This is a genomic window from Actinomyces capricornis, from assembly GCF_019974135.1.
GTDB classification, from domain to species: Bacteria; Actinomycetota; Actinomycetes; order Actinomycetales; family Actinomycetaceae; genus Actinomyces; species Actinomyces capricornis.
Map to the genome: position 1 here is coordinate 294,089 of NZ_AP025017.1, position 14,369 is coordinate 308,457.

The following is a 14,369-nucleotide window of genomic DNA, read 5'->3' on the forward strand; positions in this document are numbered from 1 at the left end:
GCCAGGCGCCCGCCGCTGGTGCTGGAGCGAAAGGACCTCAGGCCGGCGGCGCCGTCGAGCCCCGGTCGATGAAGCGCGAGGGCATGAGGACCCGTGGGGCCACCGGCTCGCCGCGCGCATGGCGCAGCAGCATCTCGCCAGCGGTGCGCCCCATCGCCTCACGATCCACGCTGCACTCGCTGAAGGCGGCATCCGAGCGCCCCCGGTACTCGGTGACCCCCAGGGCGATGACCGACAGGTCCTCGGGGATGCGCAGCCCATAGGCCCGCGTCGCGCAGGCCACCCCGATGACGGCGACCGGGTTGTTGGTGACCACCGCGGTACACCCCTCCACCAGCCCCCGGCGCTCCACGAGGTCCACCCCCACCGGGGCACTGTCCGGCTCACTGCGGATGACCGCCTCCATGCCCAGCCGGGCGGCTGCCCGCTTCACCCCACGGGTGGCCGCATGGTAGGCGTTGGCGTCCCGACCGCCCACGCGGCGCATGAGCCCCAGGATCCTCCGGTGGCCCAGGGCCCTCAGGTGCTCCAGGGCGCACAGCGCCATATGGTCGAAGTCCGCGTCGATGGAGGGCGCCCCGCCGGCCAGGCCGGAGGTCCCGATCATCACCGTGGGCAGGCCGGCCTCCTGCAGCAGGCTCTCACGCAGGTCGCGTCGCACCACATCCATGAGGATGGCCCCATCCACCGACTGAGAGCGCACCATCGTGTCCAGCTCGGTGGCCACCGCCCCCGAGCTGAGCACCGGCAGGACCACCTGGATCCCCCGGCTCTCCAACGCCGCGCGCACCCCATCGACATAGTCCAGGTCATTGGCGTCGATGGTCGTGCGCTGCCTGCGGAACAGGACGCCCACCGAGCGCAGCCCCCGGGAGGCCAGGGACCGGGCCGCGGTGTTGGGCAGGTAGCCCAGCTCCTCAACAGCCCGCAGCACCCGCGCGCGAGTGGCGGGAGTGGTGGAGCGCTGCCCGGTGAGCACGTAGGTGACAGTGGATGGGGAGACTCCGGCCAGCCGGGCAACCTCAGCGCGCGTCGCGGCCATCGCCATCCTCCTGTCCTGTGCCCGCCTGCACTGCTGCGCCGGCCCTCAGCGGGTGGGCCCGTCCGCCTCGCGGCGCTCGCCGCAACCGCCGGCGCCCTGGTCCTTCCCTGCGGCCCGCCCCGCGAGCGCGGGGGCCTCCGCCTGCCACCAGCAGCAGCCGTTGGCGGGCACGACGACGCCGTCGCTCCGCAGCCGGGCCGGGCCGCCCCGGCCCTCCTCGCCCGCCGCCCAGGAGGCCAGGAGAAGACTGCCGGGCTCGCGGTGGTGGTAGTCGGTGCCGGTGGTGTTGAGCACGATGGTCGTCCCCTGGTTGCGCAGCGCCAGCACTCCCGGCGGGGTGCTCAGCCACCGGAGGTCCCCCCGCCCCAGGCCCAACTCGCGCCGCAGCGCCAGGCATCGGCGGTACAGGCTCAGAGTGGAGTCTGGATCCGGCTCCTGGGCCGGCGGGCTGTAGGCGCCCCACCCCTGCGGCTGGGGCAGCCAGCTGCGGCCGGTGCTGCTGAAGCCGCAGGAGTCCCCCTCCCGGCTCCAGGGCAGGGGCACGCGGCAGCCGTCCCTCCCCCGCACGGCGCCCCCGGTGCGCGCCCAGGTGGGGTCCTGGCGGGCCTGATCCTCAATGGCGGTGTGCTCGGGCAGACCCAGCTCCTCGCCCTGGTAGAGGTAGGCCCCGCCGGGCAGGCCCAGCATGAAGACGGTGGCGGCCCGTGCCCGGGCCAGGCCCAGGGCGGTATCGGGCTGGGGGTCGCCCGGGCCGATACCGGGATCGGTGGGCGTCCCGGGCGGGTAGCCGAAGCGGGTAGTGTGGCGCACGACGTCGTGGTTGGACAGCACCCAGGTGGTCGGGGCGCCCACGGCGCCGTTGGCCGCCAGGGAGGCGTCGATGACCCGGCGGATCTCGGCCGCCCGCCACCCGGCCCGCAGGAAGGCGAAGTTGAAGGCCTGGCCCATCTCGTCGGGGCGCACGTAGAGGGCGGACTCCTCCTCCGGCTCGACCCAGGCCTCGGCCACGAGCAGCAGGTCGGGACCCAGCTCGTCCAGGACGCGGCGCCATTCGCGGTAGATGTCGTGGACGCCGGGCTGGTTGAAGGCGGGCCCGGAGTCGGGGCGCTTCTCGACGGCGCCGCCCTGCGCCGCCCCGGCCACATTCCATCGGTCCGGGCCCAGATCGTCGTCGGGCAGGCCCGGGGCCTTGGCCAGGCCGTGGGCCACGTCCACGCGGAAGCCGTCCACCCCGCGCGCCACCCAGAAGCGCAGGATGTCGCGGAAGGAGGCGCGCACCTCCTCGTTGGCCCAGTTGAGGTCGGGCTGCTCGGCGGCGAAGAGGTGGAGGTACCACCAGCCGCGGTCCTCCGCCCGCCCGGTCAGGGGCTCGACCTCCTGCCAGGCGGGACCGCCGAACAGGGAGCCCCAGTTGTTGGGCTCGGCCCCCGGGCTGTGGCGGAAGAGGTAGCGCTCCCGCTCGGGCGAGCCCGGCCCCGCGGCCAGGGCCTGGCGGAACCAGGGGTGGTCCCAGGAGCTGTGGTTGGGGACCAGGTCGATGATCACCCTCATGCCCGCGGCGTGCAGGTCGCCCACGAGGGCGTCGAAGTCCTCCAGGGTGCCGTACTCCGGTGCGACGCCGCAGTAGTCCGAGACGTCGTATCCCGCATCGACCTGCGGGGAGGGGTAGAACGGGGAGAGCCACACGGCGTCCACGCCCAGGGCCGCCAGGTGCCCCACATGCTGGCGGATGCCGGGCAGGTCGCCCACGCCGTCGCCGTCGGAGTCGGCGAAGGAGCGCGGGTAGACCTGGTAGATGACGGCGTCGCGCCACCAGGCGCCGGCATCGGCGCGATCGGGGGCATCGAAGTGGGGCATGGGGACTCCAGGAGGAAGGGGCGGCGGGCGCCAGTGGGCGACTGGTGGCGCCGGCCGAAGACCGGCGTGGATGGATCGGGCGCGCGTCGGCCTGAGCCGCCCGCAGCGAGGCGGGCCGCGGGCGGCTCAGGCCGACGAGCCGGTCGTGACTGTGAGAGTGAGAGAACGGGCCGGGGCTACTTCACGCCCCCGGCGGCCAGTCCGGCCACGATGCGGCGCTGGAAGAACAGCACCATGAGGACCAGTGGCAGGGTCATCACCACTCCGGCGGCCATCTGCGAGCCGAAGGGGGTGTTGAACTGCGTGGCCCCGGTGAACTTGGCCAGCAGCACCGTGGCGGGCTGCATCGCGGGGTTCTTGATCATCGTGACGGCCACGAGGAACTCGTTCCAGGCGCCGATGAAGATGATGATCGCGGTGGTGAAGATGCCGGGGGCGGCCAGCGGCAGGATGACCTTGCGGAAGGCCTGGCCCGGGGTGCACCCGTCGACCATAGCGGCCTGCTCCAGCTCCTGGGGCATCTGGCGGAAGAAGGTCGTCAGGTTCCACACCGCCAGGGGCAGGGAGAAGGACAGGTCCGGGATGATCATCGCCTGGTAGGTATCCACCCAGCCCCAGTTGGAGAAGTTCTTCAGCAGCGGCACGATGATGGCCACCAGGGGGAACATCGAGGTCGCGATGATGAGCATGAGCAGCATGCCCTTGCCCCGGAAGTCCAGGCGGGCCAGCGCGTAGGAGGTGAAGGTCGCCACCGCCAGGGCGATGATCGTCACCGCCACCGAGACGATGAGTGAGTTGACCAGGCCCGAGACGAAGTTGTTCTTGGCCGAGAAGACCGCCTCGTAGTTCTCCAGGGACGGGTTGGCCGGCCACCAGCTGTTGTCGAAGATCTCAGCGTCGGGGCGCAGGGAGGAGACCAGCATCCAGTAGAAGGGCGCCAGGCAGTAGATGACGATGAGCCCGATGCCCAGGGTGGAGAAGACCTGTCCCCAGATGTGGCGCTTGACGCGGTACTCCTTGCCGTTGTCCGCCGTCGAGGACGTCGGGGCTGCTGCGACTGAGGTGCTCATGACTGACTCCTGTTCGCTCCCTGGGCAGCGGATCCGTCGGCGGGACGACGGCGCTTGGGCAGGAAGGCGGTGACGGGGAGCTTGGCGCCCTTGCGCGGCTTGCGCTCAGTGGAGGCGCCCAGGTCGGCTCCCAGGATCTTGACGAAGGCGAAGGCGATGATGAAGACGTAGAGGAAGAGGATGAGCGCATAGGCCGCCGCACTGCCGTAGCGCGTATTGGAGGCCTCATCCTGAACCAGCATGGACATCGTCTCCACCGAGGCCTTGCGCGGCCCGATGAGGATGTAGGGCAGGTCGAACATGCGCAGGGCGTCCAGGGCGCGGAAGAGGACCGCGACCACCAGGGCCGGCTTGACCAGGGGCAGGGTGATGGCCGTGAAGCGCTTCCAGGCGTTGGCGCCATCGATCTTGGCGGCCTCGTAGACCTCGTCGGGGATGACCTGGAGCCCCGCCAGGGTCAGCAGGCCGATATACGGCGCTGTCTTCCACACGTCGGCGATGATGATCGCCCACTTGGCGCCCCAGTTCCCCGAGGCCCACATGATGTGCTGGCCCAGGATCGCATTGGCCACGCCGTTCTGGTTGAAGATCCAGCCCCACAGGATGGCTGAGACGGCGGTGGGGATGGCCCAGGGCACCAGGATGGAGGCGCGCACGATCCCGCGGCCCCTCATGGCGCGGTGCATGATGAGGGCCATGGCCACGCCCAGGATCGTCTCCAGGACGACGGTGACCACGCCGAAGAGCGTGGTGTTGAGCATGGCCGTCCAGAAGCGGCTGCCCGCAGCGGTGAAGATGTTGGTGTAGTTCTCCAGCCCGATGAAGGGCTCGCCCTCGGTGTAGAAGCCGGTCTCGGGGTCCAGCCCGGGCTTGCCGTACAGGGACTGGATGAGGGACTGGATGATGGGGATGACGATGACGATGGTGAGGACCAGGACGGTGGGGGCGATGAGGATCATCGCCAGCCGCGACTGGGCCTTCGCCCCTTTGGAGCGGTGATGCGGATCGGCCGCCTGGGCCGGCGTATGGGTGGTCATGGGTGTCCTTCGCGTGCCGTCCCCGCTTGCGCGGGCCGGGGGCGGCGTCCTGGCGCCTCACGGGCCGCTGGTGCCGGTCCTCTGGCCGGCACCAGCGGCATGCGCGTGGTGGGCGCGGGCCCGCCGCCCGCACTATCTGGGTCTGCTGACAGCTCGACTCGGGGTCAGCTCTCGATGCCCTGGAGGGTGGTCTCCATGGACTTGATGGCCTCCTCGGCGGTGGTCTCCCCCTTGATGGCCGGGTAGGTGGCGTCCTGGATGGCGGCGGTCACGTCCCCGTACTGCACGGCGTGGGGGCGGCCCTTGGCCTTGTCCAGGGAGTCCTTGAGGATCGGCAGGTAGGGGAACTTCTCCAGCATCTCGGCGTCCTCGTAGAGGGAGCCCAGGATGGGGGCCAGGGTCTGGGTGTCCAGGGCGTAGCGCTCGGACTCCTCATTGGTGAACCACTTGACGAACTTCAGGGCGGTGGCCTTGTTCTTGCAGTTCGTGGTGATGCCGCAGTTGTGGCCGCCCAGGGTGGGCACGAAGTCCTTGCCGTCGATGCTGGGCAGGGCGGCCACGCCGAACTTCTCCGTGCCCAGGTTCTCCAGGTTGTTGGCGTACTGGTAGGGCCACTGGCGGTAGAAGAGGACCTTGCCGGACTCGAAGGCGTTGCGCCCGTCCTCCTCCTTCCACTCCAGGGCCTCCTTGGGGATGTAGCCGTCCTTGAAGCCGTTGACGGCGTTGGTCATCCCGGCGATGCTCTCGGGGGAGTTGAGCATGAGCTTGCCCTGCTCGTCGTAGAAGGCGCCGCCGGCGGTGTGGATGAACTCCGAGATGTTGCAGGTCAGGCCCTCGTACTTGGCCCACTGCCCGCCGAAGCCGCCGATGGACTCATAGCCCTCCAGCTTGCGCACGGCGTCGACGGCGGCCTTGACCTCGTCCCAGGTGGTGGGCACCTTCGCACCGGCCTGATCCAGCAGGTCCTTGCGGTAGAACATGATGGGGGCGTCGGTGGCGAAGGGCATGGCGTAGAACTTCTCGCGGTACACGCCCGTGTCCCACACCGCCTGGATGATGTCGTCGTTCTTCAGCTCATCGGCCGGCAGCTCGACGATCCACTGGTTGGCGGCGAACTCCGAGACCCAGATGTTGTCCACGGAGATGACGTCGTAGCTGCTGGAGCCGGTCTGGGCGTTGTTGATGAACTCACTGCGCTGCTGGTCGGCCTCGGCCGACAGCTCGATGAGCTTGACCTCCTCGTCGGGGTAGAGCTTGTTCCACTCATCGATGCGCTCCTGGACCTTGCCCCCGGAGTTGTCCTTGCCCTGCACCCAGGTGATCGGCCCGGTCCCCTCGAAGGCGACCGGCCCTCCGGACGAGGATCCGGAGCCCTTGTTGGAGCAGGCGGCCGCGCATGCCAGCGCGATCGCTAGCGTCGATCCCTGCATGAAACGGCGGCGGGGAAAGGTAGCCATAGTGTTTCCTCCTTGAAACTCCCGTGAGAGGGAGCGGCAGATCCGCGCTCCCCATCCGCAGTCGACGCGCGTCGACTGTGTGTCAGAGGACACGTTACCGTGGAGTGACAGACGCGGTCAATTCCGCGCGCCGCCGCAGAACCGGCAGCCACGGGCGGCCAGCCGCCCCTGCCAGCCGCCCCACCCGCCGGGGCCGGGTACCGGCATCGCGACCGACCCGCACCGCCTCCTCTCCCCCGCCCCTCACAGCGGCTCAGGACTCCCGCCCCAGGGACCCGAGGAGCCCGGCCCGGGCCGCCGGGGTGGACGGGCAGGGCCGGCCGATCCTGTGAAATCCTCCACAGCGCCGCTGCACTTCTGTGCCCCTGGGCGGCCTGACGGCCTCTCCGCCCCTGCGACAATGGCGGGGTGAGCACCCGCAACGACTCCTCCTCCCAGACCATCGCGCGACCGTCGCAGTACCCGGCCGCCGTCGTCGACGGAGTCTCGGCCACCGAGATCCCCTTCGCCCCCGAGCCGCACTGGACCGTGCCCTGGATGCTGGCCCAGCGCATCGCCCGCAGCGGCGATGCCCCCCTGGTGGCGCGCAAGTCGGCGGTGACCGGGACCTGGCAGGAGGTCTCGGCCCGCACCTTCGGCCAGGAGGTGGCGCGCGTGGCCGCCGGCCTCATCGGGCGGGGCCTCCAGGCGGGCCAGACCGTGGGCATCATGGCCCACACCTCCTACGACTGGTTCCTGCTGGACATGGCCGTTGCCCGGGCGGGCCTGGTCTCGGTGCCCATCTACGAGACCAGCTCGGCCGAGCAGATCGAATGGATCCTCACCGACGCGCAGGTGCGCATGGTCATCACCGAGAGCGGGGCCCTGGCCGAGCTCGTGCGCGGCGCCGCGCAGCGCACGAGCCAGGAGGTCGACGTCCTGGCCCTGGACGCCGACGCCATCACCGCGCTCATCGAGGCCGGCCGGGACATCACCGCGGCGCAGGTCGATGAGCGCACCGAGGCCCTCAGGGTCGACGACCTGTACTCGATCATCTACACCTCCGGGACCACCGGGCGCCCCAAGGGCGTGGAGCTCACCCACCGCAACGCCGTGGGCATCCCCTACCACGGGGTGCGCTACCTGCCCGGCGTCCTGGAGGGCCCCCACGTGCGCCTGCTGCTCTTCCTGCCACTGGCCCACGTCTACGCGCGCTGCCTCCAGCTGCTGTCCCTGGCCGGCGACGGCGTCCTGGGGCACACCCCGGATGTCAAGACCCTCCTGGCCGACCTCTCCTTCTTCGGCCCCACCTATGTGCTGGCCGTCCCCCGGGTGCTGGAGAAGATCTACAACGCCGCCGACGCCAAGGCCGGCAGCGGTGCCAGGCTCAAGCTCTTCCGGTGGGCCGCGAAGGTGGCCATCGAGTACTCCCGGGCCCTGGAGGCCCCCGAGGGCCCCTCGCGCTCCCTGCGCAGCGCCCACCGCCTTGCCGACCGCCTCGTCTTCCGCAAGATCCGGGCCCTGCTGGGCCCCCACGCGCGCTGCATCATCTCCGGCGGCGGCCCCCTGGGCCTGCGCCTGGGGCACTTCTACCGCGGCATGGGACTGATGATCCTGGAGAGCTACGGCCTGACCGAGACCATCGGCCCGGTCTCGGTCAATCCCGACTGGCTCAACAAGATCGGCACCGTGGGCCCGCCCGTGTGCGGCAACGAGATCCGCATCGGCGAGGACGGCGAGATCCAGGTCCGCGGCCTGGGCGTCTTCTCCGGCTATCACAACAACCCCCAGGCCAATGAAGAGTCCTTCACCCCCGACGGGTGGTTCCGCACCGGCGACATCGGCTCCCTGGACGCCGACGGGTACGTGAGCATCACCGGGCGCAAGAAGGAGCTCATCATCACTGCCGGCGGCAAGAACGTGGCGCCCAGCATCCTGGAGGACCGCCTGCGCGGCCACCCGCTGGTCAGCCAGGTCGTGGCCCTGGGTGACGGCGAGCCCTTCATCTCAGCCCTCATCACCCTGGACCGCGAGATGCTGCCCCAGTGGCTGCGCAACCACGGGCTGCCCGAGATGGGCGTGGTCGAGGCCTCCACCCACCCCCAGGTCCTGGCGGCCCTGGACCGGGCGGTGGCGCGCACCAACCGGGCCGTCTCGCGCGCGGAGTCCATCCGCTCCTACCGGGTGCTGACCACCGATTTCACCGAGGCCAACGGCCTGCTGACCCCCTCCCTCAAGGTCAAGCGGGCCGAGGTCATGAGGGCCCACGCCCAGACCATTGCCGAGATCTACAGCGGCTCCCGCAAGGGCCCCGACGCCTCCTGAGGCCCGACGCCGTCGGCCTACCTCCATGGGGCGCCGAAGGAGGCGGCATACTTGGCCCATGCCGCACCGCACCGCCCCCCAGCCCCATGAGCCCGGCGCATCCCAGTCCACCCAGGCCCGGGAGTTCTCCACCCGCCTCTGCCTGCCCGTGCACTCGGGGATGACCGCCCCCTGGGCGCTGGCCGAGCGTGAGCGCCGCAACCCGAGCGGGACCCTCATCGCCCGCAAGGCCTCATTGGGGCGCAGCTGGCGCCAGGTCAGTGCCAGGACCTTCCGCGCCCAGGTGCGCGAGGTCGCGGCAGGCCTGGTGGCCAAGGGCCTCCAGCCGGGCCAGGCCGTGGGCATCATGGCCCACACCTCCTACGAGTGGACCCTCATGGACTTCGCCGCCTGGGAGGCGGGCCTCGTCGTCGTTCCCATCTACGAGACCTCCTCAGCCGATCAGGCCCAGTGGATCCTCACCAACTCGGATGTGCGCCTGGTGCTGGTGGAGAACGAGGCCATGGAGACCATGGTGGCCTCCCTGCGCGGCAGCGTCCCCGAGCTCGCCGACCTCCAGGTGCTGTGCCTGGAGCGGGAGGCGGTCCTGGAGCTGACCAAGGCCGGCAAGGGCGTCGACACCGCAGAGCTGGACCGTCGCACCGCAGCCTTGACCTCCTCGACCACCGCCACGATCGTCTACACCTCGGGCACCACCGGCCGCCCCAAGGGCGCCGAGCTCAGCCACGGCAACCTGGTCCAGCTGTGCGCCAATGTGTGCGAGCACGTCCCGGAGGTGATGAAGGCGCCGGAGGTGCGCATCCTGCTCTTCCTGCCCCTGGCCCACGTGCTGGGGCGCTTCATCGAGATCGCGATCGTGTGCTCGGCCGCCGGCGTGCTGGGTCATGTGCCCGATGTGCGCAACCTCGTCACCGACCTGGAGTCCTTCCGCCCCACCGCCGTCCTGGCGGTGCCCCGGGTCTTCGAGAAGATCTACAACGCCGCCGATGTCCGGGCCACCGGCACCCGCCAGAAGGTCTTCCGCATGGCCGCCAAGACGGCCATCGCCTACTCCCGCGCCCTGGACACCCCCGCGGGGCCCTCGCGGGGCCTTCGCGCCCAGCGCGCCGCCTTCGACCGCCTGGTCTTCAGCAAGCTGCGCGCGATCCTGGGTGGGCGCGTCTCCTACGTCATCTCCGGTGGAGGGCCCCTGGGCGAGCGCCTGGGGCACTTCTACCGGGGAGCGGGGGTCAGCGTCCTAGAGGGCTACGGCCTGACCGAGACGATGGGCCCGTGCACCGTCAACCTGCCCAGCGCCACCCGCATCGGCACCGTCGGCCTGCCCCTGCCGGGCTGCTCGGTGCGCCTCGCCGACGACGGGGAGGTCCTGGTCAAGGGCATCGGCACCTTCACCGGCTACCACGAGGCGCCCGAGGAGACCCGGGAGGCCTTCACCGAGGACGGGTGGCTGCGCACCGGGGACCTGGGCTCCTTCGAGGCCGGCGGCTTCCTGCGGATCACCGGGCGCAAGAAGGAGATCATCGTCACCGCGGGTGGCAAGAACGTGGCGCCGGCCCCCTTGGAGGACCGTCTGCGGGGACACCCGCTGGTCAGCCAGGTGCTCGTCGTGGGGGACAACCGCCCCTGCGTGGGTGCGCTGCTGACCCTGGACGCCGAGATGCTTCCCCTGTGGCTGAGCTCTCATGGGCTGGCGGAGATGGACGTCGTCGACGCCACACGGGATCCGCGGGTGCGCGCGGCCCTGGAGCGGGCGGTGACCCGCACGAACGAGTCCGTCTCAAGGGCGGAGTCCATCCGCACCTTCACCATCCTGCCCACCGACTTCACGGTGGCCAATGGCCTGCTCACGCCCTCGCTCAAGGTCAAGCGCGAGGAGGTGCTCACTCGCTTCGCCGAGGAGATCGACGAGCTCTACACGCGGCTGCCCGACCGCGGGGCGCGGGCCTGAGGACAGGTGGGCCGGTCCGCCCGGCGGCCCTCAGTGCTCCTGCCCGCCCCCGGCGCGGATCTTCTCGTGGTGATGGATCACCTCGGCGACGACGAAGGAGAAGAACTTCTCGGCGAAGACCGGGTCCAGGCCCGACTCGCGCGCCAGCTCCCGCAGCCGGGCGATCTGGCGGGCCTCGCGCTCGGGGTCGGCCGGCGGCAGGTCCAGCTCGGCCTTGAGGTGGCCGACCTGCTGGGTGCAGCGGAAGCGCTCGGCCAGCAGGTGCACCAGGGCGGCGTCGAGGTTGTCGATGGTGGCGCGGTAGCGGGCCAGCTGCGGGGGGACCTCGCGGAGGACCGCGGGCTCGCCACCGACGGCGGGCACGGCATCCCAGCCGTGACCCGCGACCTGCTGGCCACTCATGCGGTGCGAGTCCTCTCCCCCGCCTTCGAGGCGGCCCGCAGGGTGCCCGATCCCGCCTCGTAGCGGGGGCGGCCCTGCCCGCGCACGGCGTCGGCATCGACCACCACGCGCCCCACCTCTGGCATGGAGGGCACCTCGAACATGGCCTGGCCCAGGACCTCCTCGACGATCGAGGTCAGCCCCCGAGCCCCGGTCTGGCGCTCCAGCGCCAGGGAGGCGACGGCCTCGATGGCCTCCTCGGTCAGCTCCAACTCGACGCCGTCGAGGCTGAAGAGGTACTGGTACTGGGAGACCAGGGCGTTCTTGGGCTCGGTCATCACCCGCACGAGCTCGGGGACGCCCAGGTTCTGCACCGTGGCGATGACCGGCAGACGGCCGATGAACTCCGGGATGAGGCCGAACTTGTGGAGGTCCTCGGGCCGGACCGGGGAGGAGAAGACATCCTCGTCCCGCGAGGCCGACAGGTCCGCGCCGAAGCCCACGAACTGGGAGCCGGACTCCTTGCGCTGGCGCTGGCGCACGATGTCCTCGATACCCGCGAAGGCGCCGGCGGCGATGAACAGGACGTTGGTGGTGTCGATCTCCAGGAACTCCTGGTGGGGGTGCTTGCGCCCACCGCCGGGCGGCACGGAGGCGGTGGTGCCCTCGATGATCTTCAGCAGGGCCTGCTGGACGCCCTCACCGGAGACATCCCGGGTGATCGACGGGTTCTCCGCCTTGCGGCCGATCTTGTCGATCTCGTCGATGTAGATGATGCCCTTCTCCGCCCGCTTGACGTCCCCGTCGGCGGCCTGGATGAGCTTGAGCAGGATGTTCTCCACGTCCTCGCCCACATACCCGGCCTCGGTCAGGGCGGTGGCGTCGACGATGGCGAAGGGGACGTCCAGGAGGCGGGCCAGGGTGCGGGCCAGGTGGGTCTTCCCGGTTCCGGTGGGTCCCAGCAGGAGGATGTTGGACTTGCCCAGCTCCAGGCCATCGCCCTCGGCCACCGAGCGCTCGCGCACCTGGACCCGCTTGTAGTGGTTGTAGACGGCCACGCTCATGGCGCGCTTGGCGGCCTCCTGGCCGATGACGTACTGGTTGAGGAAGTCGAAGATCTCCTGGGGCTTGGGCAGCTCCAGGGGGACGCCCGCACCGGAGTCGCTGAGCTCCTCATCGACGATCTCATTGCACAGCTCGATGCACTCATCGCAGATATAGACCCCCGGACCGGCGATGAGCTTCTTGACCTGCTTCTGGCTCTTGCCGCAGAAGGAGCACTTGAGCAGATCGACGCTCTCAGCGTTGCGTGCCACGGTTCATCTCCTCCGGATCGGGGTAACCTCCAGGACCCTGGGGCCCGGGCCTCAGCCTACGGGTGCCATGGGAGGGCGCGCCCTGGGCGTCTCGGCGTGTCCGTCCGCAATATGCCATGTTCCTCACCTCGGTACCACCCCAATGGGGGGAATGGGCAAGTCGTCCTTGCTCCTCCCCGGCACCGACTCCGTTCCACGACCTCGCCACCTTGCTGGGGCCGATCCACCGCCGTCGGCCGGCCACGCAGAGCGGCGCCCGGCTCGGTGGGGCGCGCCGCGGGGGCGGGCACCGTGGAGCCGGGCGCCGGTGACGTCGTCGAGCACGTGAGTGCCCGACTCCGGAGCACTCAGCAGTGCTCAGCAGCACTCAGGAGGAGTGCGGGGAGGCCGGGGCCTTGCGGGAGGTGAGCACCTGATCCACGATGCCGTAGTCCAGGGCCGCCTGGGCGCTGAGGAACTTGTCGCGCTCCAGGTCCTTGTGGATGAGCTCGCGGTCCCGCCCGGTGTGGAAGGCCAGGGTGTCCTCCAGCCAGGCGCGCATGCGGTCGATCTCGTCGGCGATGATCTCGATGTCGCTGGCCTGGCCGTGTACGCTGTCCTGGGCCGGCTGGTGGATGAGGACGCGGGCGTTGGGCAGGGCCAGGCGCTTGCCCGGACTGCCGGCGGCCAGCAGCACCGCGGCGGCGGAGGCCGCCTGGCCCAGGCACACCGTCTGCACCTGGGGCTTGATGTACTGCATGGTGTCGTAGATGGCGGTCAGCGCGGTGACGGAGCCGCCGGGACTGTTGATGTACATGGTGATGAGCCCGTCGGGGTCCTGGGACTCCAGGACGAGCAACTGGGCCATGATGTCGTCGGCGCTGGCGTCGTCGACCTGCACTCCCATGAAGACGATGCGGTCCTCGAAGAGCTTGGCGTAGGGGTCCTGGCGCTTGAAGCCGTAGGCGGTGCGCTCCTCGAACTGGGGCAGCACGTAGCGGGAGGAGGGCAGGGGGCCGGCCTGGCCGCTGTGCGCGGCGCGCTCGGCCTGGCGGGCGATGGCCTCGAAGTAGGGGCGAGTGGTCATGGGTCAGTTCCCCCCGTTCTGCTGGCCGATCTCCCGGCTGGAGCGCACGATGTGGTCGACGAAGCCGTACTCCAGTGCCTCCTGGGCGGAGAACCAGTGATCGCGGTCGGAGTCGGCGATGATCTGCTCCACCGTGTGGCCGGTGTTGGCCGCGGTGATCTCGGCCAGCTCCTGCTTCATCTTGATGATGAGGTCGGCGTTGATGCGGATGTCGGTGGCCGAGCCGCCGGCCCCGCCGGAGGGCTGGTGCATGAGCACCCGGGCGTGGGGGGTGAGGTAGCGCTTGCCCTTGGCGCCCGCGGAGAGCAGGAACTGCCCCATGGAGGCGGCCAGGCCGGTGGCGACCGTGACGACGTCGGGCTGGACGTACTGCATGGTGTCGTAGATGGCCATGCCGGCGGTCACCGAGCCGCCGGGGCTGTTGATGTAGAGGTAGATGTCCCGCTCAGGGTCCTCCGCGGCCAGCAGCAGCATCTGGGCGCAGATGGCGTTGGCGTTGGCGTCGCGCACCTCGGAGCCGAGCCAGACGATGCGCTCCTTGAGCAGGCGGTTGTAGATGGAGTCGGTCAGGCCCAGGCCCGCACCGTTGCCGTCAGCCGCTCGGGGTGCGGCAGGCGTGTAGAGCTCGCTCACGTCAGTCCTTCCATAATCGATGTCGCCAACGCTAACCCTCCGGCAGGGGCCTTCATGCCCGCGCTGACGGCCTTTTCGCCCACGGCGCAGGTGCTCATCGAACCGGTATCCGCCGGCCCTGAGGGCCCTGGCGATCCTGCCCGCCCTGCCATCCCGCCGGCTCACACGCTCCCCGCTGGCCCACACGCATCACGCTGGCCCAGAACGCCCGATCTGGCCGGGCGAAATGGGAGTGACCCAGCAGAATGCGACTGACCC

At 70.4% G+C, this 14,369-nt stretch carries 11 protein-coding genes; 2 read left to right on the top strand and 9 right to left on the bottom strand.

Translation table 11 applies throughout. The annotated features are described in order from the left end of the window. Positions 1-37 precede the first annotated feature (37 nt). From MANAM107_RS01215 to MANAM107_RS01235, 5 genes are all read right to left on the bottom strand, one after another. The gene (locus MANAM107_RS01215) at positions 38-1,042 is read right to left on the bottom strand and encodes a LacI family DNA-binding transcriptional regulator (protein WP_223910084.1); all 1,005 of its coding nucleotides are present in this window, start codon (positions 1,040-1,042) and stop codon (positions 38-40) included. A 45-nt stretch (positions 1,043-1,087) separates the two neighbouring features. Beyond that, positions 1,088-2,899 (bottom strand): glycoside hydrolase family 13 protein, encoded by a 1,812-nt coding sequence (locus tag MANAM107_RS01220; RefSeq protein ID WP_223910087.1) that lies wholly within the window; start codon positions 2,897-2,899, stop codon positions 1,088-1,090. A 176-nt stretch (positions 2,900-3,075) separates the two neighbouring features. Beyond that, the gene (locus MANAM107_RS01225; protein WP_223910089.1) at positions 3,076-3,969 is read right to left on the bottom strand and encodes a carbohydrate ABC transporter permease; all 894 of its coding nucleotides are present in this window, start codon (positions 3,967-3,969) and stop codon (positions 3,076-3,078) included. Continuing rightward, positions 3,966-5,006, bottom strand: coding sequence for a carbohydrate ABC transporter permease (locus tag MANAM107_RS01230; RefSeq protein ID WP_223910092.1), 1,041 nt, complete (start codon positions 5,004-5,006; stop codon positions 3,966-3,968). The genes MANAM107_RS01225 and MANAM107_RS01230 overlap by 4 nt, the downstream gene beginning before the upstream one ends. 164 nt (positions 5,007-5,170) lie before the next feature. After that, positions 5,171-6,463 carry an ABC transporter substrate-binding protein gene (locus tag MANAM107_RS01235; RefSeq protein WP_223910095.1) on the bottom strand — a complete coding sequence of 431 codons (1,293 nt, stop codon included), beginning with the start codon at positions 6,461-6,463 and terminating at the stop codon, positions 5,171-5,173. A gap of 408 nt (positions 6,464-6,871) precedes the next feature. On the opposite strand from MANAM107_RS01235, the gene MANAM107_RS01240 reads away from it, so the two are divergent. Together MANAM107_RS01240 and MANAM107_RS01245 are read left to right on the top strand one after the other, a co-directional pair. After that, complete coding sequence (locus tag MANAM107_RS01240; RefSeq protein WP_223910097.1) at positions 6,872-8,767, top strand: AMP-dependent synthetase/ligase; 1,896 nt, start codon at positions 6,872-6,874, stop codon at positions 8,765-8,767. Positions 8,768-8,825: 58 nt separating this feature from the next. After that, a complete protein-coding gene (locus tag MANAM107_RS01245) occupies positions 8,826-10,715 on the top strand; it encodes an AMP-dependent synthetase/ligase (RefSeq protein ID WP_223910100.1) in 1,890 nt (629 codons plus the stop codon). Between the two features lie 30 nt (positions 10,716-10,745). Here MANAM107_RS01245 and MANAM107_RS01250 read toward each other — a convergent pair whose 3' ends face one another. The 4 genes from MANAM107_RS01250 to MANAM107_RS01265 all read right to left on the bottom strand — a co-directional run bounded on the left by MANAM107_RS01250 (position 10,746) and on the right by MANAM107_RS01265 (position 14,111). After that, entirely contained in the window at positions 10,746-11,117 is a 372-nt protein-coding gene (locus MANAM107_RS01250; protein ID WP_223910103.1) for a chorismate mutase, read from the bottom strand. Next, positions 11,114-12,412 (bottom strand): ATP-dependent Clp protease ATP-binding subunit ClpX, encoded by a 1,299-nt coding sequence (gene clpX, locus MANAM107_RS01255; RefSeq protein WP_223910106.1) that lies wholly within the window; start codon positions 12,410-12,412, stop codon positions 11,114-11,116. Before clpX ends, MANAM107_RS01250 begins: the two co-directional genes overlap by 4 nt. A gap of 367 nt (positions 12,413-12,779) precedes the next feature. Then, on the bottom strand, positions 12,780-13,478 hold the full coding sequence (locus MANAM107_RS01260) for an ATP-dependent Clp protease proteolytic subunit (protein ID WP_223910109.1): 699 nt from the start codon (positions 13,476-13,478) through the stop codon (positions 12,780-12,782). Between the two features lie 3 nt (positions 13,479-13,481). Continuing rightward, the gene (locus MANAM107_RS01265) at positions 13,482-14,111 is read right to left on the bottom strand and encodes an ATP-dependent Clp protease proteolytic subunit (RefSeq protein WP_308443628.1); all 630 of its coding nucleotides are present in this window, start codon (positions 14,109-14,111) and stop codon (positions 13,482-13,484) included. Between the last annotated feature and the right edge of the window lie 258 nt (positions 14,112-14,369).

Bases quoted from the DNA above. Each gene is read 5' to 3' on its own strand.
- MANAM107_RS01220 (WP_223910087.1), bottom strand. From the start codon at position 2,899: ATGCCCCACTTCGATGCCCCCGATCGCGCCGATGCCGGCGCCTGGTGG.
- MANAM107_RS01245 (WP_223910100.1), top strand. From the start codon at position 8,826: ATGCCGCACCGCACCGCCCCCCAGCCCCATGAGCCCGGCGCATCCCAG.
- MANAM107_RS01230 (WP_223910092.1), bottom strand. From the start codon at position 5,006: ATGACCACCCATACGCCGGCCCAGGCGGCCGATCCGCATCACCGCTCC.
- MANAM107_RS01225 (WP_223910089.1), bottom strand. From the start codon at position 3,969: ATGAGCACCTCAGTCGCAGCAGCCCCGACGTCCTCGACGGCGGACAAC.
- MANAM107_RS01260 (WP_223910109.1), bottom strand. From the start codon at position 13,478: ATGACCACTCGCCCCTACTTCGAGGCCATCGCCCGCCAGGCCGAGCGC.
- MANAM107_RS01250 (WP_223910103.1), bottom strand. From the start codon at position 11,117: ATGAGTGGCCAGCAGGTCGCGGGTCACGGCTGGGATGCCGTGCCCGCC.
- MANAM107_RS01235 (WP_223910095.1), bottom strand. From the start codon at position 6,463: ATGGCTACCTTTCCCCGCCGCCGTTTCATGCAGGGATCGACGCTAGCG.
- MANAM107_RS01215 (WP_223910084.1), bottom strand. From the start codon at position 1,042: ATGGCCGCGACGCGCGCTGAGGTTGCCCGGCTGGCCGGAGTCTCCCCA.